We start from the raw sequence: 14,321 nt of genomic DNA on the forward strand, positions 1-14,321 counted from the left end.
TATATTTAACTGAACCGTACTGGGGCTAGCTCAAGCCGGATTTTTGGAGTGAGCCACTCTCTTGGTACTCATCATCCGTATTCACCAGCCAAAGGTCATGGTTGGCGTCCTCGAGAAGATTCTCTGCAGCTAATACACCCATCAGTATCGAGTGATCTTGGTTGTTATACTTGAAGGAACCGCTGCGGCCAATCAGAGTAAGTCTTTTGATAGTCTTGAGATACTCCACTACCGGCACAAGCACATCCTTATAACCGCGCCTGTAGACCGGGTAGGAATTGTGGATTCTTTTTACGAATCCGGCGCTGATTGGTGCTTCACCGATAAGGCCGGTTTTCTTCAGCTCATTGTTACCCAATTCGACCAACTCGGCGTCAGAAGACTTCCACAATGAATCGTTATCGTAACACCAGTATTCAAGCACGACGATGGTAGATGTCTCAGCCCCATTTATCTTGGGCGTCCAGTTCCGAAAATTGGTAAGCCTGCCTGTTTGTAGGTCTGGAGAATGAACATAAAGCCAATTGTCAGAAAAGAGATTCTGAGCTTCGATCTTTAGATAGACGAGAATTGTGTTTCGAAATCCAAGCTTTTTAACATTTTCCTGAACAACGATTGGCGTGCCTTCAAGCCTCTCAACCAAGTGGGGCAAGGGCATTGTAGATATAACGTGGTCGAAACGCTCCACACCGCCCACCTCGGCTTCGATACCCACGGCACAGCCGCTTTCCGTCACAACACGCTTTACCGACGTGGAGAGGAGCACCTTACCGCCATTTTTTATTATGGAATCCGCCATACGCTGATAAGGCATTCCCGCCCCGCCGTGTGGATAAGCAAACTGGTCCACCAAAGTTTTGTGTTTGTTGCCGCGGCCTTTGGTCAGGGCGTTCCAGATAGCACTGGTAAGAGACAGTTTTTTTATGCGTTGCGCTGCGAAATCAGCATCCAGTTCGCTGCAATTTATGCCCCAGAGTTTTTCTGTGTAGGTCTTAAAGAAGACCTCATAAAGCCGGTAACCGAATCGATGGGCAACCCAGGTTTCGAAAGAACCATCCTGAGCAGTGGGAGATACTTTTTCGCACAGATAGTCGAACATGCAACGTGCAGTTTCAACGGGGCCGAGCTTTTTGAGAGCGTCAAATGGTTTGAGCGGGTAGTAGAAGAAACGTTTCTTGTAGAATATGCGCGTAAGCCTTCGGACAAGGTCGTAATCCCCTGCCACAGCCTTAAGCCACACTGCATTTATGCGTGGATCAGAACTAAAGAACCTATGAGGCCCCAGATCCACTTTCTGCCCCCAGAGGTCGAAGGTCTTGGCCATGCCGCCAACAGTGTTGTCCGCCTCATAAACTACGACTTCATGACCCGCCCGGCTTATAAGTTCTGCGGCGGTAAGCCCTGCAGGCCCTGCTCCGATGATGCCTACTCGCAATGGTTAGCCCCTTCATATGCGCCGGCCAGGCTTGGACTACCGGCGGAATGTGATGTATTTGTGACCGATATAATTCCCGATGAATCCGAACCCGATCCCAGCGATATGGGCCAGGGCCTCTTGGGACTTTCGCTCTTCGAGCGGGCCGAAGCTGTTCAGCACCGAAAGCGCTTCCATAGAACCCAGCCAAGTCAGGGTGAGTCCAAGCATGGCCACGACGGTAAACACAGGCAACTGCTTTCGTTTGCCAACGCTGCAAGCCCCCTCAAAGACAAATCGACGGCTTAACATATAATTATAAATCAATCCAGTTGTATAGGCCAACACAACACTTATCTCAAAGGGAACGAAGGCGTTGTACAAGAACCTAGACCCAAAATTCAGTAGCGCAGCGGAACCAGCGACAATTAAATACAGACTGAATTGCTTGAACATGTAAGCGTACTCATGCCTGAAATTTTAATCCCAATACGGTTCAGTTAAGGGAACCAATTATAATTTTCGATGCAGCGATGCTAGGTTCTGTTGACATTTGGGTTCTAATTAACAGATGTCAACAGCACTACTACAAGATGAAACATGGTTGAAGATCCTCCAATTCCTTCGCTCCTGTGTGGATGTTTACGTAGGAGAAGAAGGTGATTGCCGTCTTTTCATTGAGGCACTCCTTTGGATTACACGAAGTGGTGCTCAGTGGAGACTGCTCCCGGAGAAATTCGGTAACTGGAACAGTGTCTATAAACGATTCGCCCGCTGGTGTAACAAGGGTATCTTCTCCAGAATGCACGAGCATTTCATAGATGATCCCGATATGGAGAACTTCATGTTTGACAGCACCATTGTTCGTGCCCATCCCTGTGCTGCCGGAGCCCTCAAAAGATCCGGTGGACAAGAGACACAGGCTCTCGGGCGCAGCCGAGGAGGTTTTTCCACCAAGATCCACGTAGCGGTAGATGGCTTGGGAAATCCCCTGAGGTTCATTCTCACTCCCGGTCAGAAGAGTGACATCGAACAGGGACCGGCTCTTATCGAGGGTTTCACCTTCGCTCATGCACTGGGAGACAAGGGCTATGATTCGGATGCCTTCGTCCAGGCGATCACCCAATCTGGAGCTACTGCTGTGATTCCACCCCGGTCCAATCGCAAAGAGCCCCGTGAATACGACCAATGCCGCTACCGCGAACGACATCTGATCGAGTGCTTTATGAGCAAGATCAAACATTTCAGACGCATCTTCTCCAGATTCGACAAGCTCGACAGAAGCTTCTTGGGCTTTCTTGGCTTTGTCGCAGCTCTCATCTGGTTGAGGTGAAATGTCAACAGAACCTAGAGTTGAAGACATTTCAGCAGTCATCAAAAACGCCAAATGACCGCATTTTCGGCTTAACTGAACCGTATTGGTTTTAACCCATTAGACATCCTAACCTTGTGGAGTTTGATACCTAAAACACAACAATCGAGTCAGCTTCTTGGCATTTCTATTTTGTTTTTTTCAACCCAAATGTACTCATTTTCCGCATGATCTGTAGATATGATCCTTCATTAACTGGTAAATCTTGAACTCACTGTTCTCATAGATTAACTGGGCAGCGCCATGTTCTGAAAGGTACATGATCACTTTAGGAGAAACTTGATCACCCGCTTCATTTTTAAGGCAGAGGTAATCTCCACTTGAGAGTCCTTTAGCCGTGTCTCTTATAATGGATTTTCGCCCAGTCATCATCCTCATGACGCGAGGCTTAAAAAAGATCACCGTGCTTTCTGGTTTCGTGTTTTCATTAATGAATGAAAACATCTTTTCGGAGGTTGCAGTGAACGGTCCTATAGAAATTTCACGATTGTGAATGATATTTAAGTATGCATAACGTATCGAGCGAATCCCGAAGCTTGAAATGACAAAAAAAATGAGGAGAAAACTGACTTTTTTTCGTAAAAATTGCTTTATCTTTGTTGAGCCATCTTGAACATCTTGAAATGCCTCCATTCCAATTAGCGCGAACGACACACAGAAAGGCAATACTGGAAATAGAAATCGGAGTCCTTGTCTTTCCGGCCAAAATATATAAAGCAAAATAGTAAGTATGACGTATATAATAATATGATAATCAGATCGATAACGTATAATCAAACCTTTTATAACATAAGGAATAGTTATAACGTAGATCAAGTAGCCAAATATCCCCATGGAGAAAAAATCAGCGGGTAACTTGGCATAGTAGAGCAGATTGTAAAAGATGCTATGCATTGATATTTTGCTAAGATAACTCATATGAGATGAGCCACCATCTGGGAAAAAGCCATTCCATAGTAGTACCAAGCCCAAAAAAGATACATAGGGCAAGAAAGCAAGCAGACAACTGTACACTGCTTTAGAGTTCCATGAGAGATGGCTCCTGGTAACTGCCGACCAACTGAAATTTGCTACTTGGCCTGTCAAAATCCTTTGGATCAATATAAAAAGCTGTGTACTAGTTAGTGTTAGTAGAAGAAGAATGCCATTGGTTCGTACAAAAAACGCTATAGCTATTAATATACCCAAAACAATGTTGTCACAAATAGGTGAAATAAATTGTCTTTTTTCAATAATCAATAATCCAATTAGTAACACAGTTATCGTAGAAAATAGCAAAAATGGTATATCGGATAGTACATTGTCTAAAAACTCAAGTAAAAATGGATTTAGGGAAAATATGCATACCAAGCATAAAACCCAAAAAGATGAATGATATTTTCTAAAGCCAATAAATAGCAAGCATAAATAAAACAAGAAGAAGATGGCTCCTATTGATTTTAGAGCGATCATATTGATTCCGAATATTCCATATAATGGTGATAATAATGCAGGGAATCCCCAAGGATAGGCAATTGGACCTATCTTTCTTGAAGATTGAAGCATTGTAAAACTATTCTCTTCTATAAATTTACTTGGATTACCTTCGAAAATGCTCCTTGCCTGCATTATATACGCTGCAAAATCGCCTCCCCAGTCGTGACCTTTTGAGAGGGTGCAATAGACCAAGATTCCAGCAACGCTCAAAATCATAATAAAAAGTGCTCTGATATTCGCTTCTTTCATGGGTGCAGATCTTTTCTGATGCTACCGGATTTTGTGTTTAGGTTCTCCGGGACTGGAGAACAGCGGCAACCAGCATATTTTGGAGGCAGTTGGAATGATGGTAGCACATGGCGATAGAAAACTGTACCTGGTCCAATAAGAGGCGTTGGCAAAACGAAGGGCTTCCTCCCCCTGTGTCAGAATAGTTGTCGTGTCAGGGGGGATTGACAATCAACACTCGCATGGAATGATCTCCCTATACTTCGCACAGAAAAAGCCGGACATCTGCACAAGAAAGCTCATCAGAAGCAAAAAAACAATCAAAGGGAATTTACTGTCTGAATGATAGTGCTTGATTATGTTCAAGGTGGACCAGAGACGCAGGGAAGCGAAGTTCCGTTTTCCGGTAACCTTTTTTGAAAAAATGAAGCTGCTGAGCCCCCTATGGAACTGCCACCTCAAAAAGCTTTTCAAGGAGTCACTGGCAACATGATAGGCGAGTACCTGCGGGCAATACTTGATTCTGTAGCCTGACTGGACCAGGGAATAAGCCAGAAAACTGTCCTCTCCCCCGGCATAGGGAAAACACTCATCAAACCCGCCAACATCTTCGAACAGTTCCCTTTTGATGGCGAAGTTACAGGAACTGAGGCTGTTGGTGAATCCATCCTCCGAAACCTTCCACACTTTTTCAAAACCTAAAGCGCCCCCGGCGGGAAAACCGAGTGCGGAGATGGAATCTCCCAAGAAATTGGACGGCAAGAGCACCAACTTGCCCATGATCACCTCTGCATCTCCCTGAGCAAAACAGCGCTCGATTTGCTCAAGCCAGTCATATGCCACAATACAGTCACTGTCCGTAAAAATCAGTACATCCCCTTTGGCTCTGCGCGCTCCAAGGTTTCTGCAATGTGCGGGACCACGGTTTTTTTTCAGCCGCCACGGCTGGATCTCCCACGCATGGCAGGCGCCACAAGTGCCATCTGTTGAGCAATCGTCCACAACAATGATTTCAAAATCTTTCTCGTAGGTTTGTTTTTTGAGAGAATTCAGCAGCGCCGGCAGAGTGATCTCTGAATTATAGGCTGGTATGATGATAGAGAATTTCAATTTTACCTCTATCCTTTCAGAAAATGCCCGCAGATCAATATGTCTGTCATATGTAGGCATGTTCAAAAGGCTATGCAATTATTTTATTCAAATTAATGCAATAGCATCATTATGACCCCGAATGCGAGGTGCCTAAAACTTCGCTATCCACATTCATATTCGCCAAAGGATGAACCACGGAGGCGTCTGTTAATTTTTTTTCCAAGTCTTTAATCAGGTCTTGCAAAATGATGCGCTCAGGGCAGCCGGGATAAAGCCTCAAACATGTTCGAAAAGCATCAATCGACCCTTCTATTTGATTTGCTTCGGTGAGAAATAATCCTAATGCCAGATACGCCTTGGAATTGTTGTTATCTAATTTCAATGCTAAATTCACAGATGCGATAGCCTGATCAAGTTGCCTTTTTTCAAAATAATACCAGCCTCGTAAAAGTTGAACATCGGCTGCTGATGGTTGCAATGTCTCACAATAGGATAGTAAATTTTCACCAAGGGTAATGAAAGGGGAAGGAAGCTTGTATTTACGAATCAAATAAGCGGTAGCCATACAAGCATTAAATCGTGAAAAAGGATGGTTTATATATTTCTCTCGAAAGCTCCATTTTGCACTTTGTATTCGATTGAGATTCTCATTTGCTTCCAAATTCTTAAGTAAATTTAGTGCCGTAGCATCATTGGGATATTCATTTTTTGATTTACAAAGCAGTTCTTTGGCTTTCGCTTCAAAACCCATCGACAGTAGAAATCTGGCAACCCATGTTGTAGTCGGCAAGTCCCCAGGATCACAAGCCCCATCCCCATCGAGATCCAGCTTCAGATTCTTTCTCTGAACTTCGTGAAGGATATATTGCAGCATGGGAAACCGAAGATCTTCAACATCGATCTCTTTTCCGGAGAGTTTTTGTGTATACAAAAGCAATCTTTGAATTGAATAAACAGCACATTTATAGTCTTCCATCTTGGCATAAATAACAGCCAAATTAGAGCACATAGTCACCAACCCCTGGCGGCTTGCATTCAGAGGTTGTTCGTCAAGAAGCTTCTCTGCTTCCTTAAGTCCTTTGTAAGGTTGGCCCATATTTTCATACGCCAGCAAAATGGTATTTGCAGCAACATAATATGAATCATTATTTTCCTTACCCATTTCTATGGCATATCTTGCCTTCTCAATAGCCTCTTCATTCTTTCCAATACGAGCCAAAGAAACAGCTAGATTTGCATAAGAGCGCGGGCTACTCATTGAATTATTTATATTATGTTCATTTAGTGAAATAATATCATAAAAAAAGTTATTTCTATCATATGTCATTAAAGTCATTAATGAAAATAGCAATATAAAAATGCACCATTGAACTTTTTTAAAATCAAATTCAGACAGCTTATTAAAAATTTTTCTAATAAAAAAATATAACATCAACACAAAGCTAATAATTATACCAACAGACGGAAGATAAACCCTATGCTCGAAAATCAATTCAAGAGGAATAATAGTTGATTCAATGACCAAGTTTAAAAAAAACCAAATAATTCCATAAGTAATCAATGGATATTTTTTTCTATAAAAAATAGAACCAATAATGATAATAAAAATGGTTATAGATGATAATAATGTTGTGTAAGGATTTATTAATGAGGTTGAAAGATCAATATCATGTTCAATAGAAAAACGGTTTGGATTAGGCCACAAAAGTAAAGATATATACCAAATAACGATGCGTGTTTCCGTTAAAATCCGTTGATTTAAAGTAAAATCTCGAACATCATAGCCAGCCAGGATAGGGTTTAGAACATATAATCCCACAGCGCCCGACAAGCAAATTATGCTGATCGAAAAGAACCAATGCTTAATAGAATATTTAAAAATACGTTTCGGTAAATCCTGCTGAAAAAACCACACTTCTGTGCAGAACAACATGACCGGAAGCATGGCAGAATTTTCCTTGGACAAGAAAGCTAACATTGCAGCGATAAAAGAACTAAAATAAAAAAGCAAGGCCTTGAAATTTAATGTTTTTTCTTTCAAATGCATAGAACGCGCCGTAAGGTAACAAGCCACGCTCATAATATAAAATAGCGTCATAAGTGAGGTCATGCGTTGGACCAAATACGTCACTGCGCTTGCCTGAATGGGTTGCAGCGCCCATATTCCGGCAACCCACAATGCCATGTTCCATTGATCGGGCAAGGGTTCGCCTGTGAGATTATTTTCCCTAACATGTTGAATAAGCCTGGAGACAAAAAAAATGATGCAAAATACATTTACCAGATGAATCAAGAAGTTGGTGAGATGAAGATAAAAAAATTTTCCTTTTCCAATCGAAATATCGGCTGCAAAAGTCAGCATGGGGATAAATCTTTTCCAACCGAATTTTGTATCGGAAATGGACAAAAAACGATCTATCGTCCAATGCTGTATCTTGACTAACGGTTCATTTACAAATGAATGAAAATCATCTAGTAGTGGAGGAGATTGGAAAGTATTGCAATATGCAGAATATATCAATATGGTTAAAAGTAATGTCAATAATGCAATATGATACTTTGAGAGCATTTTTGATAAATAAATACTCATACTTATCTTTTCCGATATAGGAAATAGAGGTTATGTGTCTAATAGATGTTTCTTAGAGTTTTAAATCATTAAGGTTGAATAAACTTGAATACTTATATATTTTATTATCTCAAAATACAATTCAAGCATGAAAAACAATCTATCATTCACATAACCCCTCATTTCAATGGAAAATTATTTTAAACCAAGCTCATCTGCCAATGGTGCACCATTGGAGTCAAATCTCCATACTAATTTCCCTGTACCAACCACACTTGCTTTAGTTATGAGGGTTCTACCTGCAAACGCTTTCATCATATCGCTTGGCCCTGCAGTCATAACAATTGTCAGTTGCTTGGAAGTTGCACTGAAGTTTACCGATTTCATGTATCTAGTATCTGCATCGGTTATACCAGGTATGGTATTGGAAAAAATTTCACTTACAGCAAACTTGGTAGTGATATTTGTTTGAAGCATATGCATGCCGGGAAATATGTAGCGGGTAAGCTTGGACTTCGCAACATACCTTTGATAATAAGGTACTGCAACGGCAGCCAGAATACCGACGATGGCCACGACGATCATCAATTCCACCAGGGTAAAACCCTTGCTTTCGCGCATTTTCACTAACATGTCTTGTTTCCTCCTAAGGATTTGTATGATTAAAATTTCGACCCTTGCCTGAATGGTTTGACTTTTTCCCTCCTTCCTTTGCAAGATTTGAGCGAATGAACTTCGACAGCGGGACAGCTTTGTGCATTTCTGATTTGAGTTCAGTGGATAAGCAACGAATATGCCGGATGGAATCATGAGGAGAGAGATGTCAGGAAACCGACTCCCTGGGGAACGGGGGGTGCGTCAAACGGTGCGTTCGGGAGGATAGTGAAATCTGCACTCTCCGCTTTCCTGAGAACGCATTTTAAAGGTAACGATCGAGAAGGTCCCGGCTGGGGGATCACGTTTTTTATCGTTTTCCACTGCGTCAAGAATTCCCCTCAGACCGTTGAGATTTTGAAAGGGGCACAAAGCAGGTACCTCAAAGGGGCCGGCATTTGACAAAAAATGTCACAACCCTATCAGAATGTGTCACACGGGTATAAGAGGCTGTCTGAAAATTCCCCTTTGAGGGGTATCAAGATTTGGCGCACCAGGAAAACACCCCCCTGCCCCCTCAATGTTGTTGACTTAACGTCACCCCGGTGAAAACCGGGGTCCAGAAAGTCTTTATTCTCCTGGATTCCGGCTTTCGCCGGAATGACGAAAGTTGGTTAAGAACCTATCCGGAAACCACCTGTGGACTTTGCGACACCCCCCTTGGTCCCCCCCCTCGAGGGGGGAATTAAAGGGGGGTGTCCGCTGCCGAGGTAGGTTTTCGGATAGGCTCTAAGTCAACAGCATTGCCTGCCCCCCCTCAAGGGGAAATTTGTGAGCCTGCTCTTGTTCTCTGCGCTCTCTGTGTCCTCCGCGGTGAACGATTGCGAGAAGGGGGAGGGACAGGGGGATGTGTGTTTTAAAACGAAAAATGGCTGAAATCTTGCATCCTGGAAGGTCTATTCAGTAAATGATTATAGGTATTTCGCCTGATTCTTGTTCTAAAACGGGTGAGAATTTTCGCCGCCTTGTGACAGGTACTTGGTGTGACATTGTTGTATTCACCACGGAGACACGGAGAACACGGAGATTTCATTTAAGGCCTTTCTCTGTGCCCTCCGTGTCTCCGTGGTTCAGATGAAATCCGGCAATGTCGAGTTAGAGGAGGATTTAAAAGTGATGGGACTCTCAAGCGACCGGCAGCGTCCATTTCGATGCGCAATGATGGTTTTTCTCTTGCTGAGCATGATGCCGGCTCTCGAACTCCAGGCCAGTCCATCCGATACCCTGGCCAGTGTTCAGCCCGGTATTCAGACCGGTGTATCGACGAATGCCCAGGCCGGCGCACAGACTGCTGATGGGGCAAAGGCGCAGGCCGGCGACCCGGCGGCAGCGCTTGCTGCGCTCCCGCCGGCAGCACCGACTCCCTCTCCCGAGCCTCCCGTGCTGGTGCCCCCTCCGCCTGTGCCGGCTCCCGGCTCCGTAGCGTCCAGGCATTCCGATTCCCTGAGAAGCAAAATCACGGAAGCCCTCCTGCAGGAGTCCTTCACCTACGAACCTCGGGAGATGGCCGATCCATTCGTTTCTTTCATCGTTCCATTGGAAACGTCCCCCGTGGGGCTTCCCAAGGAAGACGACGAACCGGACCTTCCCCCTGTGCCGCAGAAGCCTTTGACCCCTCTTCAAAAGATGAGTCTCGCGGAAATCGAAAATGGACTCAAGGCCATTACCTGGGGCGAACTGGGGCGCCGGGCCGTGATCGAGGATGCGGCGGGCAAGGGGTATATCGTGGGCGTCGGGACCCCGGCGGGGGGCAGGAATGGAGTGATCACCCAGATCTTCAACGACAGCCTGGTCATTCAGCAGGAGACCTGGGACAAGAAGTCAAAGCGGATGATCGCTCAAAACGCCCTGGTGAAACTCAAAAAGGAAAAAGAGAAATAGCCTCATTTGCCTCGAACGAGGGAAATGAGCAGCATGACCGCTCCCACGCTGATGGCGCTGTCCGCGACATTGAAGGCGGGCCAGTGGTACGAACCCACATAGACATCCAGGAAATCCACCACTTCATTCAACCGCAGCCGGTCCACCAGGTTTCCCAGGGCGCCTCCGATGATGAGCGAGTAAGCCGCCCTGCCCCACACGTCGCCGCTTCTCACCTTGCGATAGGCAAAGAAAAGCATCGCCACAATGAGGAGGGTCATTCCCACGAAAAACGTTTGACGCCAGAAGGAGGGCATGCCCGCAAGCAGGCTGAAGGCAGCTCCTGTGTTGCGGGTATGGACCAGGTTGAAAAACCCCGGGATCACTTCTTTGCCCGAGTGAAGGGGCAGATACCGCAGGACGAGCAGCTTGGTGAACTGGTCCAGGAAGACAACGGCCCCAACGATAAAAGTAAGGAAAGTCATGGGTTCAAGGCATCTTTTCAGTTTATGGTCAAAAGGGAAATTCAGTTCGTCCCGGCCACCACGGCGTGACAGCGGTGGCAGATCGCCGGGTGATCGGGGAACTGTCCGACACTTTCTGCACGCACCCAGCAGCGTTCGCATTTTTCTCCGGGGGAAGGTTCCACCTGGACCTGGAGTCCCTCGATTTCAACCCCGGCCACGGGATTTGCAAGCTCCGCCGCCGGGACGAAACTCACCTGTGAAACGATGAAAACGGAGCGGAGGAGCTCTTCCTGACCGGCAAAGGCTTCCTGCAGGGAAGCGGGCAGGGCGAGCTTCACCCGGGCGTCGAGGGGATGACCGATGGTCTTTGCCTGGCGGGCTCCCTCCAGGGCCCTCGCCACGTCGGTTCGAAGAGAGAGGATCGTCTGCCAGCGCTGATTCAGGGCCTCGTCCAGGACCTCCGGTTTCATTTCGGGGAACTGTTCCAGGTGCACCGTTTCGCTGGGGCGGTGGGGCAGATAGCTCCAGGCCTCATCCGCCGTGAAGGAGAGAATGGGGGCCATGAGCTTCAGAAGCGCAGTGAGGATCTCGTAGAGGGCCGTCTGGGCGGAACGCCGGGCCTGGCTCCGGGCCCCCGTGATATAGAGGCGGTCTTTCAAAATATCCAGGTAGAAGGCGCTCAGGTCCACCACGCAATAGTTGTGGATGGCATGGTACACCCGGTGAAATTCGAACCGTTCGTAGGCGCTGCGAATCTTCCGGTTCAGGTCCTGGAGCTGATAGAGCGCGAACCGGTCCAGTTCATCCATCTCGGCGTAGGGTACGGCGTCCCTGGACGGATCGAAATCGCTCAGGTTCCCCAGCAGGAAGCGGCAGGTGTTTCGAATCCGGCGGTAAGCCTCGCTCAAACGCTTGAGGATATCGGGAGAGATGCGGATATCGTCCCGGTAATCCTCCGCGGAGACCCACAACCGGAGGACCTCCGCCCCGTATTGGCGAATGATCTCTTCGGGAGCGATGACGTTTCCCAGGGACTTGGACATCTTGTACCCCTGCCCGTCCACCACGAACCCGTGGGTGAGAACCCCCTTGTAGGGGGCCATATCCCGCGTGCCGACCGCTTCCAGGAGAGACGAGTGGAACCAGCCCCGGTGCTGGTCGCTTCCCTCCAGATAGAGGTCCGCGGGGGCATCCAGGTACGGCCTTCCCTCCAGGACCGCCGCATAGGAGGCTCCCGAATCGAACCACACGTCCAGGATGTCCATTTCCTTCTTGAAACGGGCGCTTCCGCACTTCCCGCAAACGGTTCCCGCCGGAAGGAGCTCCTCCGTGGGCCTTGCAAACCAGCAATCGGCTCCCTCTTTCTCGAAGAGAGCCACCACGTGGTCGAAGACCTCCTGCGTGGCCAGGATCTCGCCGCAATCCTCGCAGGTAAATACCGTGATGGGGACTCCCCAGGAGCGCTGGCGCGAAATGCACCAATCGGGGCGATTGGCGATCATGTTGTGGATGCGGTCCCGCCCCCAGCTGGGAATCCATTCCACCTTGTCGATCCACTCCAGGGCCTTCTTCCTCAGATCGTTGTTTTCCATGGAGATAAACCACTGTTCCGTGGCGCGGAAAATCACCGGCTTCTTGCATCGCCAGCAGTGAGGGTAGCTGTGCTTGATCTCCTTTTGAAGGACCAGTTTTCCCTCTTCCTGCAGCTTCGCGATCACCGCCTTGTTGGCGTCGAAGACGAACTGCCCTTCGAAAAGCGGCACATCGGAAGTGAAGCAACCCCTGTCGTCGATGGGGGAGTAGACATCCAGGCCGTATTTCAGGGCCATGTCGTAGTCTTCGCGGCCATGCCCGGGAGCGGTATGCACACAGCCGGTGCCCGCATCGAGGGTGACATGTGCTCCCAGGATCAGGACGGAATCCCGATCCAGGAAGGGATGGCGGCACTTGAGCCCTTCGAGTTCGGAGGCCCTGAAGGTGCGAATCAGGCTGTAATCTTCGATGCCGAAGCTCTGCATGCAGCTTTCCAGGAGCCCTTCGGCCAGGATCCAGATTTCATCCCGGACCGCGACCGCCACATACGTGAAATCGGGATGGAGGGTGATGGCCAGGTTGGCGGGCAGGGTCCAGGGGGTCGTGGTCCAGATGAGGACGGAAACCTGCTTTCCCGAAAATTCCGGGATCTTCGACTGGCTCTCGGGGGAGAGGGGAAACTTCACGTAGATGGATGGAGAGGCGTGGTCGTGATACTCCACCTCCGCTTCCGCCAGGGCCGTTCCGCAGCTCGAACACCAGTAAATGGGCTTCTTGCTCCGAATGACCCCTCCCCTGGCAAAGAACCGCCCCAGCTCCCGCGCGATGGTCGCTTCATAGTCGTAGGACATGGTGAGGTACGGGTTTTCCCATTCCCCCAGACCGCCCAGCCGTTTGAATTCCTCCCGCTGAATGTCGATGAACCGTTCGGCGTACTTGCGGCAATGCTGCCGGATTTCCACCTTGGTCATGGTCTTTTTGCGCGCTCCCAGTTCCTTGTCCACGTTGTGCTCGATGGGAAGGCCGTGGCAATCCCAGCCGGGGACATATGGCGCGTCGTAGCCGCTCATCTGGCGGGTCTTGATGATCATGTCCTTCAGAATTTTATTGAGAGCGGTGCCCAGGTGGATATGACCGTTGGCGTAGGGGGGACCATCATGAAGAATGTATTTGGGGCGTCCTTTACTCTTTTCTCTCAGCTGATGGTAAAGTCGCATCTCTTCCCACCGGGCAAGGATTTCAGGTTCACGTTTCGAAAGATTCGCTTTCATGGGAAACGCAGTCTGAGGCAGATTCAGAGTCTTCTTGTAGTCCATGTTTCATTCCCCTTATATTTGAAAAGCACTGCAACGCTTCATAATCCGCATGCGGCGGGGTGTATCTCGCTGCTTTTCCAACTAACCACGGAGAACACGGAGGTTTCATTTGGAGGTCTTTCTCTGCGCCCTCCGTGTCTCCGTGGTTGATGTGACAATGTCGCACTAAGTACTGGTCTTCGTAATTACGCAGCCGTTTACCCCTACGTTTTCGTAGGAGCGGCATCCTGCCGCGACAAGGTGTGCGGTTGCCGGTTCCTGTCACGGCTGGAAGCCGTTCCTACAAAGAAATGGCCGCGTATTTACAATCTTTGGTACTAAGAACCTATCCAGAAACCAC

The 14,321-nt window shown here is 47.7% G+C and carries 10 protein-coding genes; 2 read left to right on the forward strand and 8 right to left on the reverse strand.

What is annotated here, in order from left to right:
- Nucleotides 1-25: 25 nt before the first annotated feature.
- The gene (locus QMG16_RS09865) at nucleotides 26-1,435 is read right to left on the reverse strand and encodes an FAD-dependent oxidoreductase (protein WP_281793870.1); all 1,410 of its coding nucleotides are present in this window, start codon (nucleotides 1,433-1,435) and stop codon (nucleotides 26-28) included.
- A 36-nt stretch (nucleotides 1,436-1,471) separates the two neighbouring features.
- On the reverse strand, nucleotides 1,472-1,870 hold the full coding sequence (locus QMG16_RS09870) for a GtrA family protein (RefSeq protein ID WP_281793872.1): 399 nt from the start codon (nucleotides 1,868-1,870) through the stop codon (nucleotides 1,472-1,474).
- A 115-nt stretch (nucleotides 1,871-1,985) separates the two neighbouring features.
- Between QMG16_RS09870 and QMG16_RS09875 the strand changes: the two genes are divergently transcribed.
- Nucleotides 1,986-2,747 carry an IS5 family transposase gene (locus QMG16_RS09875; protein ID WP_281792066.1) on the forward strand — a complete coding sequence of 254 codons (762 nt, stop codon included), beginning with the start codon at nucleotides 1,986-1,988 and terminating at the stop codon, nucleotides 2,745-2,747.
- Nucleotides 2,748-2,942: 195 nt separating this feature from the next.
- Here the strand turns inward: QMG16_RS09875 and QMG16_RS09880 are convergent, their stop codons facing one another.
- From QMG16_RS09880 to QMG16_RS09895, 4 genes are all read right to left on the reverse strand, one after another.
- The gene (locus QMG16_RS09880; RefSeq protein WP_281793874.1) at nucleotides 2,943-4,511 is read right to left on the reverse strand and encodes a hypothetical protein; all 1,569 of its coding nucleotides are present in this window, start codon (nucleotides 4,509-4,511) and stop codon (nucleotides 2,943-2,945) included.
- Between the two features lie 210 nt (nucleotides 4,512-4,721).
- A complete protein-coding gene (locus QMG16_RS09885) occupies nucleotides 4,722-5,600 on the reverse strand; it encodes a glycosyltransferase family 2 protein (protein WP_281793876.1) in 879 nt (292 codons plus the stop codon).
- A 109-nt stretch (nucleotides 5,601-5,709) separates the two neighbouring features.
- The gene (locus QMG16_RS09890) at nucleotides 5,710-8,172 is read right to left on the reverse strand and encodes a tetratricopeptide repeat protein (RefSeq protein ID WP_281793878.1); all 2,463 of its coding nucleotides are present in this window, start codon (nucleotides 8,170-8,172) and stop codon (nucleotides 5,710-5,712) included.
- A 174-nt stretch (nucleotides 8,173-8,346) separates the two neighbouring features.
- On the reverse strand, nucleotides 8,347-8,784 hold the full coding sequence (locus QMG16_RS09895; RefSeq protein WP_281793880.1) for a pilin: 438 nt from the start codon (nucleotides 8,782-8,784) through the stop codon (nucleotides 8,347-8,349).
- A 1,134-nt stretch (nucleotides 8,785-9,918) separates the two neighbouring features.
- Here QMG16_RS09895 and QMG16_RS09900 point away from each other — a divergent pair.
- Nucleotides 9,919-10,686 (forward strand): hypothetical protein, encoded by a 768-nt coding sequence (locus QMG16_RS09900; protein WP_281793882.1) that lies wholly within the window; start codon nucleotides 9,919-9,921, stop codon nucleotides 10,684-10,686.
- Nucleotides 10,687-10,688: 2 nt separating this feature from the next.
- Here the strand turns inward: QMG16_RS09900 and lspA are convergent, their stop codons facing one another.
- Nucleotides 10,689-11,150, reverse strand: a complete 462-nt coding sequence (gene lspA, locus QMG16_RS09905) for a signal peptidase II (RefSeq protein ID WP_281793884.1) — start codon at nucleotides 11,148-11,150, stop codon at nucleotides 10,689-10,691.
- Nucleotides 11,151-11,191: 41 nt separating this feature from the next.
- On the reverse strand, nucleotides 11,192-13,981 hold the full coding sequence (gene ileS / locus QMG16_RS09910; protein ID WP_281793886.1) for an isoleucine--tRNA ligase: 2,790 nt from the start codon (nucleotides 13,979-13,981) through the stop codon (nucleotides 11,192-11,194).
- Between the last annotated feature and the right edge of the window lie 340 nt (nucleotides 13,982-14,321).

Source organism: Desulforhabdus amnigena, from assembly GCF_027925305.1.
Classification (GTDB): domain Bacteria; phylum Desulfobacterota; class Syntrophobacteria; order Syntrophobacterales; family Syntrophobacteraceae; genus Desulforhabdus; species Desulforhabdus amnigena.

What these genes read in the sequence shown, in the direction of transcription:
- QMG16_RS09870 (WP_281793872.1), bottom strand. Translation starts at nt 1,870, where the DNA reads ATGTTCAAGCAATTCAGTCTGTATTTAATTGTCGCTGGTTCCGCTGCG.
- QMG16_RS09875 (WP_281792066.1), top strand. Translation starts at nt 1,986, where the DNA reads ATGTCAACAGCACTACTACAAGATGAAACATGGTTGAAGATCCTCCAA.
- QMG16_RS09880 (WP_281793874.1), bottom strand. Translation starts at nt 4,511, where the DNA reads ATGAAAGAAGCGAATATCAGAGCACTTTTTATTATGATTTTGAGCGTT.
- QMG16_RS09890 (WP_281793878.1), bottom strand. Translation starts at nt 8,172, where the DNA reads ATGAGTATTTATTTATCAAAAATGCTCTCAAAGTATCATATTGCATTA.
- QMG16_RS09895 (WP_281793880.1), bottom strand. Translation starts at nt 8,784, where the DNA reads ATGTTAGTGAAAATGCGCGAAAGCAAGGGTTTTACCCTGGTGGAATTG.
- lspA (WP_281793884.1), bottom strand. Translation starts at nt 11,150, where the DNA reads ATGACTTTCCTTACTTTTATCGTTGGGGCCGTTGTCTTCCTGGACCAG.
- ileS (WP_281793886.1), bottom strand. Translation starts at nt 13,981, where the DNA reads ATGGACTACAAGAAGACTCTGAATCTGCCTCAGACTGCGTTTCCCATG.